Genomic DNA, 16,849 nt, shown 5'->3' with positions numbered 1-16,849 from the left:
TTGCGTGAATGGGTGTCTGCGGTTGGTTTTGAAGACGACTTGATGCGGTGGCTTCCGAGCCGACGTTTTTGTGTCCAGAAACATGATTCTGCGCGTTTTCGGCAACGGCGCGGTTGCTTTGATTTTGAATGCCGACGTTCTGGTTCGAGGTAGAGGCGGTTTGGCTAGATGCCGTGGCTTGCTTCGCCGCGTCAGCCGAATCGCCTGGTGTGTCTGCTGTCGTATTTGCTGATTTATCTGCTGAAATATCCATATCCGTTTCCGTTACCGCAATTCCATGGTGTCGGCTCGTCCCGCTGTTCTCGCGATGGCGAACGAAAGTCCGTTATGTTTCCGATTTTAAAGGGAACCCTAGTTTATGGGGAGACCGGCGAGGTCAGAAGCAAAAACAAGGGGTGCGGATAGGGGGGGGGCAGAGGTAATGGGCGAGTCACTGATCTCCGACCGTGAATGCGAGAGGTAGGGCAGGCACAAGCAGCCAGAAAGACTTACCGATGGTGCGTCCAACAGCCGCCAAGCTTTGGCAAACGCTTGCCGGATATCCGTTGGAAGCCTGACATCTGTCGTTTGAATCAAACATCTGATAAGTATCTGCCGAATATCTGAGTGCTTCTTGCCGTCGGGTTCCGTTGCGTTGTTACGAGATCGCCTGTGCGGTCTTTTCCGACTAGGTATTTGCTGTATTACTGGGGTTTGCGTGTATAAAATGATTTCTCGACGGGCTAGGTTTCTCTTTCCTGCAGCTCTCGGAAAATCGGATTTTGAGATTATGGCGATAGGGTGAATTCTGAATAATCACGTCAAAAGAAAAACCGCGGGCAAAATTTTGGCTTGTTCTATACGTTATTAAGCCAATAGATGAATTCTTCGGACTTTTTTTGCCGGTTTTGAGGGTTTATTCCGTTCTGCAAAGATGTCGATTTTAATGTGAAAAATGGCTTGTTTTGTGTGACATTTCGCGAAAAACGAAGAATTTCTGAGGCTCGCTTTTGGTTGTCAAATCAGACTTTTTTGTAGTGATTACACGATAGGAAAGTGCGAAATGTATCTCAAATTCCGCTAGACTAATAAGTATTGTGTTTTATAGCACATAAATGGCGATTCGCTGTTGGGTTTGAAGGCGACTGTCGTTTCGCGTGTCTTCGAAAGAAGGTGCGCGGGTCGTATGTGATCGAATAAATCGCATACGGGTAGATAAGCGGCTGGAGACGAGACTGCAACGCCGACGAGAGAAGTTTGACGCCGGAGCTGGTGGTCGTCCCTGGTTGGGACACGTTCCCTGTTGGAATTCGTGTGGTTGCGCGTTCCGCAGGTGAAAGGAGAGAATTGATTATGGAAGTACGAACTTCTTTGCGCAAGGCACTGGGGGTTGCGATATCCGCAGCTACCCTGCTGGCGCTGATGCCGCTTGGCGCGTCGATGGCCAACGCGGATGAAACGCCCGCGCCTGCGCCTGCGCCAACTGTTTCGGACGGCACGGATGTGCAGATTGCAGATCCTGGTTCAGTTTCGTTGACGATTAAAGCCAGCAAAAACAGCTACATCAAAGGTCATCGGTTCGCGGCTTTGCGAATCGGTACTTATGAGCTAGCCGCGAGGGCAAAGGATTCTGCACCCTCAGAGACAAACGATGATAATAATTTAACTGGTCTTGCTGTCGGGACGGTCAACAATGCAACCATCAAGAATACAGTGGCGACTGAATATAATAAGCTGACGTACAAAGACTCTAATGGTCATGAGCATGGCTTAACGCTGTCTCCTGAATATCAGAACAACCCGGTGGGTCAGGTTGCGTCCACGTTGCTTGGCTTTAAGACAACCGATGCTTTCACCACTGGAAACAAGGATGAGACCTCGGCCAGTCGAGATCAGGCATATAGAGGCACGCTGCGTAATCTCATCACGGCTTTGGAAAAGAACAGTGCTTTTGACGCTTTGTTCACTAGCAATGACACCCCGAAAACAGCTTCGGTAACGTCTGATATTGCTACCACTGCTACATTTACCGGCATTCCGCAAGGTCTGTATCTGATTAAGGACATCACTGGCGCGGGTTCTGTTCCTGAAAATTCGCAGCTTTCGATACCCATGATGGTAGGCACCCCTGTCCAAGATGCTACGAACTCAAAGATTCTGTATACGAACTTTGTCGGTGGCGATGGTACTAAACTCGGTACCGTCAATATCAAGGATGACGAGCTTACCTTCACCAAGACTCTTGATAAGGATAGCCAATCACTGGGCAAAGGCGATTGGGCTAAGTTCCACTTGACGTCGAAGGTCCCGCTGACTACCGGATTTACTCATTATGAGTTCAAGATGGTTGATTCCCCGAGCAAGGGTTTTGACATGACTGATCCAAAAGATGCCACGCATGGTGTTAAGGTCTTCGTCAAGAAGAACGCAAGTGATGCGGACATCGCTTCTGGTGAGGGCAAGAATATCATTGCGTCCAACATGTATAAGGCTGACCTCAAGCCTAGGACTGGTTCGGATTTGCAAGACCTCGTGGTTGACTTCACCGACACACTCGCTAGCAATACCGATGTCTTCCCGTATGGCTACACGATTGATGTAACATATGATCTGAAGATGAACGGTACGGAAGATGAGACGACCAACGGTGCTAAGCTCGACTATTCCACCGATCCTCAATGCGATCCCACCACTGCGGTATGCGCGACTCACACGATTACCCCAACAATCGTAAAAGTGCACCTGTTCACCCTCAAGCTGCGGAATGTGTTGCGTGGCGATGATTCGGCGTTGACGGGTTCTAAGTTCACCCTTGCGAAGGAAAGCAGCCCAGATACCCCGATTGATTTCTATGCCACGGGTACTGATGATGGTTCTTACACCACAACGGTTACACCTGGAGCCACTGCAGTTCAGGCTCTGAATGTTTCCACTCAAGAAGGCAATAAGGGCATGCTTTCGCTTAAGGGTCTCCCGGTGGGCACCTACGTGGTGCAGCAGACTCAGGCTGCGTCCCAGCTTCGCGGCGTGATGCTGCCTAAGTTCAAGATCGAGGTGAAGACGGACAGCGTTGATGCCACGAGTGGTGCTGTTAACACTGTTACGTATTCTGTCGTGCAGGATGCCTGGCACTTGGTAGACTCCACGGTTAATAATGACACTGTCAAGGTCTCCAACGTGCGGTCTGTCGTTCAGCTGCCTCTCACTGGTGGCGCCGGCATCATCCTCGCGGTGATCGTGATTCTCCTGATTGCTGCGCTGTTTGGTGGCACTGTAGTGCTCAAGCGTCGTCACGAAGCAACGACTCGTCGTCGCGTCTGATGATGTGAAGGTTGTGCCTGTCGGGAAAGGTTGAAGTTACTTGTGACCTTTCCCGATGGGTGCGGCTTCTTAAGGTTTCCGCTGTGTTGATACAGCGGAAACCTTCAGTACTCTTGAAAAGTGTTTGGTCTCAAGAGTGAAAAAAGAATCAAGACTTTTGCCTCCTGTTGTTGTGTTGGTACGGCGTCGCAAGTACGCGAGGAGTGTCGGAGTATGAAAAAGACCGAGGAGTCTGGTGTCGATCTCAACGCTAGCTTTGAGTCTTTTTTCCGCTATGACAGTCATGCTCCCAAGCATGATTGGTATGGCATCGCTATCCGTCTCATGCATAATTTGCTGGCGGTGGTGCTTGCGATAGCGATACTTTGGATTCCTACGTTGCAGGCATACAACGCTCGGCAAGAAGCAAGTGTTACGGATAGCGTCGCTCAGGCGCTTGACAGTTGGCCGCCTCAGAGGATTCGCTCTGAAATCATTGCAGCCAAACAGTACAACGTCGCTATTGCGCAGTCCGGGCAGTCGGATTTAGGTGAGTTTGGTGATCCGTTCGGCTCAGATGGCAAGCAAGGTGACACGAATGCCGATGATACTGAGATAGAGGAATCGTTGATTCCTCAGATACTGCGTAACACGACTTATGAGCGCTTGCTGAACGTGGAGGACGGAGCTATGGGAGATATCAAAATACCGAAGATATCGGTGAATTTGCCTATCTACCATGGAACTTCCAAAGATGTTCTGGCTAAGGGGATTGGTCACTTGCGTGGCACCAGCCTTCCCGTAGGCGGTCCGTCGACGAATGTGGTGCTCTCAGGGCATCGTGGGCTTCCCTCGGCGTTGCTGTTCACGAGGCTTGACCGCATGCGCAAGGGTGATGTCTTTTTTGTAGATATCTTGCAACAGAAGATGGCGTATAGGATTATCGGAATTCATGTCATCAATCCTTCTGACACTCACCTGTACAAAGTGGTGCCGGGCAAGGACTTGGTAACGCTGATGACCTGCACCCCATACGGCATCAATACCAGCCGTCTGATACTAACAGCGCAACGCACGACGATTAAGCCGGGCGATGTGCAGCGTGACGGGTTGCTCCCGTCGGTGTTTGCGATGGTCGCTGTGTTGATGCTTGGGTTGACTTTCCTGCAAGCTAGGTATTACCACCGTCGCATTTATCCGTGGCCGATGCACACGAACGGAATATTCCGTCGACGTGGCGCCGGACGACATGGAAACTGAAAACTTTTATCAAACTTATAACAATTAAAATGATTGAGGATGAGGACATGAACAAGTCAAACCAATCAGAATCGTCGCGTCATAATGGGCGCCGGCTGTCTTTGGTGGTGGGCATCTTGGTGTCTGTGGCCCTGATGGCTGGTCCTCTCATGACATTTGCCGATGATTCGACCAATAATGCGAATTCTCAGGCGACTGATGCACAAACGAGCACGCAGAATGGCCAGCAGCCGGCAGACGGCCAAGCGGCGGATCCCAAAGGCGGGGTTTCTGCGGCTACGCCAGGCTTAGGCGGTAAAGAAGAGCCAAAATCCCAGACGCAGATTGGGGGCCAGTCCCCGAGTGGCCAATCGTCTACAAGTGGAGAAGATGCCACCACGCAGCAGCAAAGTGGGAGTGCTCAAGATGCTACTGGCGGGACTGAGTCCGAGTCTGGCCCGAAGAGCTATGATGACCCTCAGCCCCAGCTTGCTAAGATGCTTGCCTACAACAAGCAAGTTGATGTTGAGACAGATGAAATGCGTATGGATTTTGTCTTAAAAGTGAAGACCGGAGCTGTTAACCCTAATTGCAACGTCAATGGTCACAATTATGGCATCGAGCAGTGGGACAAGGAAGGTAACTGTGGGCTGCAGCTTTACTATTCAGATGGGACTCTTGGCACTAGAGATTTAAATAATAAGGACAACGATAAGCTGACTCAGCTGATTTATATCAATACGTTAGGAACGAGTAGTGATAACCCTCAGCTCAAGAAGCAGGCTGCAGCGTATTGGGCACGCAATTGGGATCAATTCTTTACGATTCACAGCATCAATACTGTAGACGGATTCGATTATATTTCCATCTCCGCTGAAGGTGATGTTGATTATGCGCCCGAGTTAGGGTCGAAAACGCTTGGTGGCAGGAAATTAGACCGGGAGCTTTATGCCGTTGTCGGTCGCAATGTGCGGCCAGATAATTGCGGCAATGCTCAGGATCAATATTGCCAGATACCGGCAACAACTCTCCGCAATGATAAGAAACACGCTGTTAATGTCGCAGCAAATTATCCGGTTTATTTGTATAGCACCGGCTGCGATGGCGATAACTGTGCTGGCCCGATTTCTTACGTTGGTTGGAACCAGATGAGTGACACGTGGAGCTACGGTCAGTCCAATTGGGGCATGCATCTTGACAATGGGTTCACGACGAGCAATATAGCCTCAAAAGATTTTTGGAAGGACGGTCTACTGAGCAAAGACGTAGATCCCGGTATTGCTCCAACAAAGTCGTTCTTTGTCTATTGGAATAATCCAGGTTATCAGAATGGCAAATGCGGCACCACCACTTCATTCTATTATGAGTGGTTTGGGCGTAAAGATGGCAATTGGGTGCCTGCCACGTCAATCAATTCTCACGCCTTGGTTTCGAATGGACAGGTTGCATCGGGGCCTAGTGTTAGTGCATCTCCGAAAAATTATGCTGCCTCGTTCAACCAGCCTAATGATATTAATAATGACAACCCAGATCGTACGATTATGGGCGATGGCCCTGCGCAGAACCAGGACGGTTCGATCAATTTCCAGAAAGCCAAGGATGATCAGGGGCTTGATGGCTACTTCAAGTTGGTGACTTGGCCCATCAGTACGAATAAGGAAGGTAATCCGGCAGCCTGCATTGCAACCGACAAGACTGGCGACAATAACCTGAGCAAACGTGACGTTTACAATCCGTTGTACGGCGGCGAAGAACAAGGCGTTACGTTGGATATGGCTCAGCACCATCAGGATCAGGCGCAGTATCTGATGAATCTTGGTTGGACAGTTGATACCGCGTTTGATGGCTTTAGCTACTCTGAAAATCCGACGGCGGATAGTGTAGTCCCCGCCGCACCACCAGAAGCAAATAAGCATGACGATACTCCGAGCCTTACCGAAGATGATCACAAGCCGGTTATCAATCAAATGCTTGCTTATAACGACAAGGTAGACTCCGAAATGGATGAGCTTCGTGCTGATTTCGTTCTGCGTGTGGGGCACGGTGACGTTAATCCAGGTTGTATCCGTTTGGCGGAGAAGTATCCGAGCGGTAAATCAGCTATGGTTAACAAAGGTGAAATAGAAGATGGCGACCAAGGCGTGGACTCTACGGGTGAATGCGGTTTGAAACTGACATATAGGTACAGTGACATAGAAACTCGTCCCACAAGATACATCAACACGCTGGATAGCAATTTATACGGCACAAAGACGAATCACTCTCTTCAGCGGTCAGCTTTTTGGTGGGCAAAGGATGTAGGAATAGGTGCCGGTGGTGAAAAGGGTGGTTTCACCATACGCGACATTAAATCCGATGGTAAATACGACTATCTCACCATTTCCATGGAAGGTGATGTTGACTATCCTAATCCTTCACAAAACAAGCTTGGTGGAACGCAGAGAGATTTGAGCATTACCGCCCAAACAGGGAAAGATTTGCAGTATACGAACGATCTTACCAAGAACGATTACAAGCTTCATCTTTACGCCAACGGTGCCAAACACTGTGGAGATAAGCCAAGTTCTCAATGCGATGGTCCTTCGGACTCCATGGCATACGATCAAACGCACCCGGTGCTCTGGAGTGGAGGCGAGGCGAACTGGGGTCTGACTGTCGACAAAGGTTTCCACATCCCGCAGCAAGAGGATATTGGCACAGGCGCTTCTGTCGATAACGGAATAGCGCCAGCAAATTCGTTCTCTGCACGTTGGTATAATCCTGATTATCAAGACGATGATTCTAATCTCTGCAATCAAGTGAAACAGTATTATTACCAGTGGTTCGCGCTGTCTAACGGCCACAGTTGGGTGCCTGTCCAGGAGCTCACACCAAAAGCTCAGAAAACGGATCAGCCTTATATAATCCCTGAGGCGTTTACCATTGAAAAGACTGATGCTGAAGATGGTGCAAGAGTCAATACGCCTGGTAATGGTAAAGTGCCTTATCGCGGACATTTGAGTTTTGATAACCTTTATGGTGGCCTTATGGCGAGCGGTTCCGCGCAACAGTCTGACGGTTCGATAAACTTCGGGGCAATAAAGGCAGTCCATCCAGATTATAATGGCTATTTCAAGATGGTGACTTGGCCGATTTCGACGAATAGCCGCGGCGACAACAGTTCGTGCGTTGCGGGGAATGGAGTCAGCCAAGACGTAGAAGATGTGTATAATCCGTTGCAGCAAGATCCTGACGGTGCACAACCCAAGATGAGTCAAGAAAAGATCAAGGATCTCATCAATAAAGGTTGGCCTATCAATACAGTGTATGATGACTATTCGTACAGCACGGGAATCGAGAACGATTCTCAGGTGAAGATCACGAAAGTCACCGCGCCTCATACCACTTTTGGCAACAATGGTGAACTTGCTTCTAATGACACGCTGACTGTGGAAGGCACCGATACCGGTCGTCATTTCGACAAATCGACTGTCAACGTGTATGCAGTATATACAGGTCAAGGTCAGAATCAGGGAGTGACGGATAACGACCTGAGTAAACAAGCCACAGATAAGACTTTGCTGGGCAGCACCAATATCGACACGACCAATGATAGTACTTGGCAGGTGACTGTCGATAAAAGCAAGATCGATTCCTTCTTCATGCAGCATGTCAAAGACAGTCAGAACTATCGGTTTATAGCTATAGATAGCTCGTATGGTCTGCCTTCTCCTCCTGCCCATTTGGATACCGTTGTGGATATGACATCGTCTGATGTCGCCTTCAAACAAGTAAGCTACAAGGCGGTTACTGGCACAGTAACCTCGAAGGATGTCAATTCGCCAGCCGGCTCGAAGGTCATTGTGATCTGGGATACGGGCGCGTCCTCTTGGTCATGCTCGATTACCAAGACTGGTGAGAATCCTGCCACCGACGCATGTAAGACGTCTGAGACCACGGCAGACAAGGATGGCAATTGGTCCATAAAGCCTCCGACTTTCGTAGATAGGCGAACGGTGAAGGCCTATGCCATTGATTCGGCAGGCAATGAATCTGCTTTGGCGGACTCCAAGGTGCCGTTGCCGAGGCCGGTCAGGCATCTACCCCTCACGGGTTCTTGGATGTTGTGGCTGTTGCTGGCGATCGTTGTGCTTGTCATGGCTGAACTTGCATACCGCTATTACAAGAAACATGGTCAGCGTCAGGCTGTAACCGCTGGACGTCACAATGTGTCGTCTTCAGGTGGTTCGTCTACAAGAGGTCCGAGACATAAAGTCTGAGTAGTAGGTTCATGGATTGAATAAGGGCGGTTGCTCTGCGAGTGCAGGGTGACCGCCCTTATTCAATCCATGGAGGATATTCGGTCTGTAACAAAGCGAATCTATTGATGACTGTTGTGGTAATTGTATTGTCTATAGGTTCGTTTGAGTGCAGATTGAGCTGGTTCCGGTACTGGCTATAGGCAAAGACGAACACGGGGAAGTCGACGATATAGGTTTGACGCAAACCAGGATGAGAATATAGGCAACATCACATTTCACTGACAGAATAATTATTTGAAGATTTTATTTGCGTCGAAGGTTTCGCACATTTTCATCTCTTTGTTTTCTGGCTTTTGCTTCGTGCGGGGAAGGAAATGGGAAAGGTATTGCATCCCTACTGCAACAAGGGTTGTAGGACGAAACGGTCTTCTTGGATGCTGCTGATCGGTTGGTTTGCTAAGGTTTCGTGCGCGACGATGATGGTTACATGTGAATGGTTTTTTAGTTTTTGTGGGAACGTTTGTAGTAATGCGTTGTTATACTAATAATTAACACATCAGGCTTTTGTGTGTAGCAATAGACAGATGTTCGTTGGCCTTAGTTGCGGCGAACGGCATGACTTTGCAGGGAGAGGAAGAGAAACGATGAGGTCTTTAAATAAAGCGATTATCGGTGTGCTTGCCGCAACCGCAATGATTGCCGGTCCGTTTGGCACGGCTTCTGCCGAAGAGGTCACCGGAACGCAAACCACCCCCACCGGCGAAGTAGCGGCGTCTGCCGCAACGTCCGATCAGAGCCTTGCGCCCGCAGCCGCCGCGGCCAATGCGAACGATTCGTCGAAGACTCCGGATGCGGAATCTGCTTCCGCGGCAACGCAGGCGGCCAAGCCAGAAGCTTCGAAGGAAGCGGCCCCGTCCAGCGCCGCCCAGCCGAGTACCGCCGGCAAGTCGGAGGACACGAGTACGAGCGCTGCCACCACTGACACCACTGCGTCTAGCCCAAAGACCAGCGAGCCTTCGCAGTCGGCAACTCACACAGCTCAGCCGACTCCTGCCCCGCAAGTTGAGCAGCATCCGCAGGCGCAGGATCTTGATTACGACAATTGCACTGGTTCCAGCGTTTGGGGTGGCGGTTCGGGTGCTAGTGGAATCCCGTTTACTTTCGTACCGGAAGCCGGTGGGTGCTCAGTCCATTTCGGAAGTGGAACGGGCTTCGGTGGTCTCGAGGACGGCCCCTTTGCTGATAAAGACAAGATAACGCATATCGTATTCGAGGGACCCGTCAGCCCTGGCAGTAATTCGACATCAATGTTATTCAGCGGCTTCCCCAATCTCACAGCAATTGACGGTTTGCACAATCTCAATATGACTGGTGTCACCGTGGCAACGTCGATGTTCCACGGCGACCCCAAGCTCGAACGTATCGATGCCGCTGGCTGGGATGTCTCCCAGGTCACGGATATGGAATGGATGTTTGTGAATGATTACAACCTGAAGAGTATCGATGTTACAGGTTGGTCGACCTCCCGGGTCGAGGATATGGAGAATATGTTTGCGGGCGATGGCGCGCTTACTGAAATTAAGGGCGTTTCGGATTTCGATACCTCCCAGGTCGAAAATATGAGCGGGCTTTTTAATAGGGCCGGCTTGCGGTCGCTGGATTTGTCGAGCTGGGTTACATCGAATGTTACAGATTTGGGAAATGCTTTCTCGTATATGCCGAATTTGGAAAGCATTGATGTCGCCTCTTGGGACGTCTCATCGGTGACGAGCATGTTTTCATTATTTGGCTACGATACTAAGTTGACAAGTGTATCGGTGAAGGAATGGCATCCGGATGCGCTGGAGACTGCATGGGGGATGTTTGGCGCTGCCACTGCGTTGACCAGTCTTGATTTCTCCGGTTGGAAGGGACATACCTCGAATCTCGAGAATCTCAGTATGATGTTCAATTGTAACGGAACCGAGGGTTCTCAGCTTAAGTCGTTGACCGGCCTGGATGGTTGGGACGTCAGCAATGTATCTGATACGAGCTATATGTTTGCCAATTTACCCAACCTTAGCGAGATTAATTTGAAAGGTTGGAATCTGGCTCCCACGGACAGTGGGCTTTACCAAATGTTTTATCATGATGCTTCCTTGACGAAGATTGATGGTCTGAAATCGTTCGACACCAGCCAGGCTGAGAATATTACGGAGATGTTTGCCGGCGACAGAAGTCTGACGCAGCTGAATCTTTCCGGTTGGGACACACGCAACGTCACTGACGGGAACAATGCGCTTCCCCCTTATTTGAACAAGGTCGAGCTAGGGCCGAACACCCAATTACAGGCAGACTATTTTAGCTATGAACAGCCGTCAGCCGCTGGTGCTGAGGAGACGTCTGGCTATACGGGACGTTGGGCCAAGTCAGATGATACCTGGACCAGTGACGCGTCTGATGACGACGGGACGTTCTCCGCGTTGACTAGTTCTCCCGAGTTCGCCGGCGGCACTTATCGCTGGCAGGAGTTCGCCGAGATGATCTTCGACGCCAATGCACCGGCTGGCGTGAGCGTTACCGGCACGACGGCTACTATTCGCAAGGTTGGAGCCGATGCGTCGAATATTAAAATCAGAGTTCCGGGTTCCGCGTTCGGCAAGCCTAAGGGGTATACCTTTGATAGCTGGAACGTGAGCGCGAATGGCGCCGGCAGGAAGTATTTGGAGGGTGAAGTAGCGGAGAATTTCACTCGTGGCGGCAGCATCAAGCTCTATGCTCAGTGGACCCGCGATGCTGTACCGACTCCGCCGGCCCCAAAGCCGTCGTCGCGCTACACCATCCGTTATAAGTCCAATGCGCCTGCAGGTTTGGAGGTTACCGGTTCTGTTGCTGATGACACGTTCGAGGTCACTCCCGCCCCCGGTGTCGATCTGAATAATTATGAGCGGGCAATCAAGGCGAACGGTTATACGATTTCCGATTATACTTTCGTAGGCTGGAACACTGACCCGGATGCGAATGGAAAGAGTTATCAACCTGGCGATCAGATCAAGGTGGCCCCTGGCGTGACCGTGCTCTACGCGCAGTGGCGTGCCACGTCTGTGCCCATTACACCGGTCAAGCCTCTGCGCGTTAACTACACCATCAGGTATGTGGCCAATGCGCCTAAGGGTTTGACGGCTACCGGTTCCGTGAAGGATGACACGTTCGAGGTCACTCCCGCCCCCGGTGTCAATCTGAGGAGTTACCCCCGAGCTGTTCAGGAGAATGCGTATAAGGTCTCCGGCTATGCCTTCGCAGGCTGGAATGTCAAGCCGGATGTGAACAAAGGCAACTATCAGAAGGGCGATCAGATCAAGGTGGCCCCTGGCGTGACCGTGCTCTACGCGCAGTGGCGTGCCACGTCCGTGCCCATTACACCGGTCAAGCCTCTGCGCGTTAACTACACCATCAGGTATGTGGCCAATGCGCCTAAGGGTTTGACGGCTACCGGTTCCGTGAAGGATGACACGTTCGAGGTCACTCCCGCCCCCGGTGTCAATCTGAGGAGTTACCCCCGAGCTGTTCAGGAGAATGCGTATAAGGTCTCCGGCTATGCCTTCGCAGGCTGGAATGTCAAGCCGGATGTGAACAAAGGCAACTATCAGAAGGGCGATCAGATCAAGGTGGCCCCTGGCGTGACCGTGCTCTACGCGCAGTGGGAGAAGATTCCTGTGGCTCCGTTGCCTTCAGTTGTGGCAACGCCAATTGCTCCGGTTTCGACGTTGCCGGCCGCTCCTGCTCCGCTCGCGACGAGATCCGCTCCTGCAGCCGCTCCTCCTGCTAGTGTTACTCCTGCTGCTACTGCCGCACCACGTGCAAACACTAATGTTGTCGCCGCACCCGCAGTGGCTCCTGCAGTCCCATCTCAGCAACAGCCCCAGGCGCAGCCTGCCCGTCCAAAGTGCATTCCCGAGAATGTTTATCGCAAGATTCAGGCCAACAAGCGTGGCACCAAGCCCATAAGCTGGATTGAGTACGGCGATGGCACGATGCAAGCCGACCCTGCGGCCTGGAAGCTTTCGGACTACAAGGGGCTGGCTCGTTGCGAGGTCGAAGCTTCGGCTCCTGCAGCCATGAATGTCCACATGAACTTCTGGTGGATGCTCCTGTTCCTGATTCCGTTGCTGTTGCTTGCGCTGAGGAATAACAACGCCATTGTGGCCCGTCACCGCAATCTGGACTCGGCAACCATCTCGAAGAGGTTCCTAATCTGATGTATTAAACGCCCACAGAGGGTGGTGAAAGGGTGCCTGTCGCTGGTAAATTCCAGCGACAGGCACCCTTTCATATTCATGATTTTCAGTGCAGCGACATTGACCGATATGGATTTGGTAACCATTCGCAGGTGGCTTCTTTCTCTGGCAAATGTCACGGCCGATATGGTTGTAATTGTATTTGGCTGTATTTGCTATATGATCAAGCACCTATAAAAGGTCTTCGTACCGATTGCAGATTGTGCTTTAGGGGAGATGACTAGTGATTCGGTCGTGCCTGCGTCTGTATGTGGGTGCTGCGTTGAGTGGAGGTGCCACACGCTACTGGAATATACATGGAGCCTCAATGAGGGCAGCGATATAGCGGCAGTGGATATAGGGGAATGATCGCTTGATGGAACCTGCGTCATTCGAGCCGTCCCAGTTCGTCTGAATGAGGGCAGCGATATAGGTGTAATGGGTATGGAGGAATGGATCGTTTGGGACCATGCCTGATTGGCTTTCTGAGGCCCCTGTAGTCGCCGGGCGTATGCTCACAATGGTGTGGCGTGCAAGGTGCCACGCGCGTTAAGAGCGGTTATTGCCAGATGCGTAGACGCTGTCTTTAATGACGCAATACGAGTCTAGAGCGTTTGCAGGAAAGAACAATGCCTTAGAATACGTTGATGCCCTCCAACCCAGAAGAGTTGGAGGGCATCAACGAGATGGAAGCGTCAGCCTTTAGTAGATTCTGTAGGAATGCCTGTGCTTCTTGTAAATCTCCGGCGACTTATGCTGCCCGATATCAGGCAGACGGTCGTATGAAAGAAGCAGCGGGACAAGCAGAAGCAGCAATAGGAGCAGCCACCAGAGCCAACCGAGATTCGAGTGATGCTCGACGCTGGCGGTTGCAGGCGCACCTGCTACGCATTGCGGATCATAATCCGCAATCGATTGGACACTGCCGAGTGCCTCGTCCTGACGCATTGCGGGGCCTGTCGAGCGTATGTTGTTGGCTCTGCAGATCTTCTTCTGCCTGTTTCGTGAATCTGGCTTCGTCTGCTGCTGTGGTACGTTCGTGTTGTCACCATTGCGCATCAGGTTAAACGAGTTGCCATTGGACCTCGTGCTACGGCGGTTATTGCCATTGTTGGCGTTGTTGCCGTTGTTGGCGTTATTCGCACTGGTGTTGTTGGTGGTGGTGGAATTGTAGTAATTCTGAATGGTGACATAGCGGTTGATGATCTGGCTGGCAGGAGACGGTGGTGCTGGCGCTGTTGTCTGTTCAGATTCAGGACTATTCGGTGTCCATTGTGCATATAGAACAAGGTTCTTATTGACAGGACTGTTGAAGTTGTATTCAGTACCTCCACTGGGTGTCGTATACCATCCAGTGAACGTATAGCCCGTCTTGGTTGGATTCGTCGGTCTGTTGACCGTCTCGCCTGCCGTTACGCTGTCAGTCGTGACCCCATTTCCGTTTTGTTCATCAAAGCGAATCTTGTATTTCGCTGATTCTTGCGATGTGACTGAATCTGACCAATGAGCGTACAATGTGATGTTTTTGGTTAGAGGTTTCCCGAAGTTGCTGTAGAGTTCACCGCCTTTAGGTTCTGTAAACCATCCTAAGAAATTACCGGAAGGGAATGATAGTTCATCAGGAGGAGTTACATTCTCGTCCGCTTTGATGGTTTTCAATAGGCTTTTAGAAGTGCCATCATTCCAGAGGAAAAGGGCAGTGTGGCTTTTATCGCTTCTATAATAAGCATAAAGTGTAGTGTCATCGTCGATTACGTAGTTCTTTATGTTACCAACCCTTTTGGCTGTTTCAAACGAGCAAGATGCTGCATTCGGGTTCCTGCTGCCAGTGACGCAAGCTTTCCAATAGAGGAAATCATCCTTTTGGTTTTGCTTATTCATTTTAAACGGACTGCCGAGATCGGGCAACTTCTCGCCGGAAACGATCTGCCTGATTCCTGGGTTTACTTCACCGTTTAAAGTGCCGCCACGCAGGTCGAGGACTACCTGTGGCACACGGATGTACGGAGTAAGATAACCTCCGAAAGAGCCTATCAACTGATGAGTTGCAGGGTTGGTGATTGATCCCTCGAACGGTAAGAAGACCATTCCGTTGCGTAGTTCGTTGCCGATGAGTTGATTGAGCATGTCTTCTGGCAAATCGCCTGGCGTGGTGGCTGCATGTGGCTTTGTGATTTTCACCGAGTTGCCGTTTACCGTAATGTCGGATGAATTAATATAAGCCCTTGACCGATACCCCTGATTGCTCCTGTAGGAGTAAAAGGCTTCGTTCTTGAAGGTAATAGGCTGTGAGCTCGCGGTGTTTGTCAGTTCGGTTGATGGAATCTGCACATCTGGATTCGCTACGAATTCATGTGATTGCGGATATTGGTTACTCGCGTCTATCGTGATGAGTTGGGTCAGGTTCGAAAGAGGGGTGAGATCATTGAGTTTGTTGTATTGCAGGTTAAGATGTTGTAGCCCGGTCAATCCGGCAAGCAGCGTTACATCGGTGAGCTGGTCGTCGTTCACGTCAAGGGAGCGCAGTTGCGTCATGCGCGAAATGGGCTCTGGTATGTTCCCATCAGTGCCGATTCCTATGCCGCCGATGTCCAAGTTGGTGAGGTTAGGCATACGAGTAAGGACATCAAAGTTTGTGTCCTGATGAAGGGATTCGCAGCGTTCGACGTTGAGCTCCTGAAGATTGGGGAACGCGGTATCGAAATTCGCGAATATCTGCCGGTTGTCACCGGAAGCGGATTCTGCCAATTCACTGTGTTCTAGATCAAGGCTGGTAAGCTTCGACAAACCGAAAAGTTGGGAAGGATCCTGGAAACCAGAGTCGGCTAGCGTGATTGAGCGAAGTGACGGCATCTCCGCAGAAGTCCATGAAGTCAGATTTGCATGGTTGAGATCGCCATTTGCCCCATTGCCGACCGTTCGGAAATCGGCCGTCAACAGATTTCGTAAATGGGACATCGGAGAATAATCGCTGACCGGTCCGAAGCCCTCAGCGCCGTTGCCCGCTGCGGTAAAGTGCTGAAGACCTGTGAAAATCTGAATGCCTTGAATGTTTTTGACGCCGCTGTTAAACGGTATAGCGAATGTGGGGAAGCCGCTGCCTTCGATTGTCGTGATGCTTCCCGCCCACGAGTCGGTTACAACGGTATTATCGAATTTATCGCCTGCGTTCCCGACGTTCTTCGGACTACCGTCGAGAGGATTCCTCCTGGCCAGATAGGTGCGGAAAACCGGGTCGGGGAAGCACTCTTTGAAGGTGCTGGTGCCTACGACGCAGTTATATGAGGGGTCGCCTTGTGTGCTTGGCGCCGCAGTCTCATCCTGCGCGCTTGGCGCTTGGGACTGCCGCTGTGTAGTTTCCTGCGGAGTTTCGCTTTTACCGCTTGTTGTCTGCCCGGAAGCAGGTGCCAGCGTGGCGCTTTGGCCCGCCGCAGGCTGCTGGGATTGCTGCGTTTGCGACTGCGACGACGATGACGGTGCCTTCGGGGCAGACGTCTCTGGGGTGTCGGCCATAGCGATTCCTGGCGACAACGTTAATGCCATTGCGGCTACGGCTGCTGTAAGACCCGTCACAAGTCGTGCCGAACTGTTCAACTTCGAATTCCGCATATTCTCTAGCTCTCTATACCATTTTTGGGATGAATGATACCAATTAGTCTACCATAACGTAGTGCAATTAGAACGTTGTACGCAATGCGAAAAACTCGCATCTGATGTGCTATCGCTAGCGGATAATCGTTTGGCTTTCAACAAGATTCTAAGGTTTGATGTAGCCTAATCCGTGTGTTGCATGGGCTGTAGCATAAATGGATAACCTTGATTCAGGGTGGCGAA

5 protein-coding genes are annotated in these 16,849 nt (G+C 50.9%); 4 read left to right on the top strand and 1 reads right to left on the bottom strand.

What is annotated here, in order from left to right:
• The first annotated feature begins 1,332 nt into the window (after positions 1-1,332).
• From OZX67_RS09270 to OZX67_RS09255, 4 genes are all read left to right on the top strand, one after another.
• Positions 1,333-3,300 (top strand): LPXTG cell wall anchor domain-containing protein, encoded by a 1,968-nt coding sequence (locus OZX67_RS09270; RefSeq protein ID WP_277142858.1) that lies wholly within the window; start codon positions 1,333-1,335, stop codon positions 3,298-3,300.
• 213 nt (positions 3,301-3,513) lie between these two features.
• Positions 3,514-4,539: a class C sortase gene (locus OZX67_RS09265; RefSeq protein WP_277142856.1), complete on the top strand. Its 1,026-nt coding sequence runs from the start codon at positions 3,514-3,516 to the stop codon at positions 4,537-4,539.
• A 47-nt stretch (positions 4,540-4,586) separates the two neighbouring features.
• Entirely contained in the window at positions 4,587-8,777 is a 4,191-nt protein-coding gene (locus OZX67_RS09260) for a hypothetical protein (RefSeq protein ID WP_277142854.1), read from the top strand.
• Between the two features lie 626 nt (positions 8,778-9,403).
• Complete coding sequence (locus OZX67_RS09255) at positions 9,404-12,997, top strand: BspA family leucine-rich repeat surface protein (protein WP_277142852.1); 3,594 nt, start codon at positions 9,404-9,406, stop codon at positions 12,995-12,997.
• 720 nt (positions 12,998-13,717) lie between these two features.
• Here OZX67_RS09255 and OZX67_RS09250 read toward each other — a convergent pair.
• Complete coding sequence (locus OZX67_RS09250) at positions 13,718-16,528, bottom strand: InlB B-repeat-containing protein (protein WP_277142850.1); 2,811 nt, start codon at positions 16,526-16,528, stop codon at positions 13,718-13,720.
• Between the last annotated feature and the right edge of the window lie 321 nt (positions 16,529-16,849).

The organism is Bifidobacterium sp. ESL0728, from assembly GCF_029392015.1.
In the GTDB taxonomy this organism is placed as follows: Bacteria; Actinomycetota; Actinomycetes; order Actinomycetales; family Bifidobacteriaceae; genus Bifidobacterium.
The sequence above is the reverse complement of the archived record's forward strand: the minus strand, read 5'-3'. Positions and strand labels throughout refer to the sequence as shown.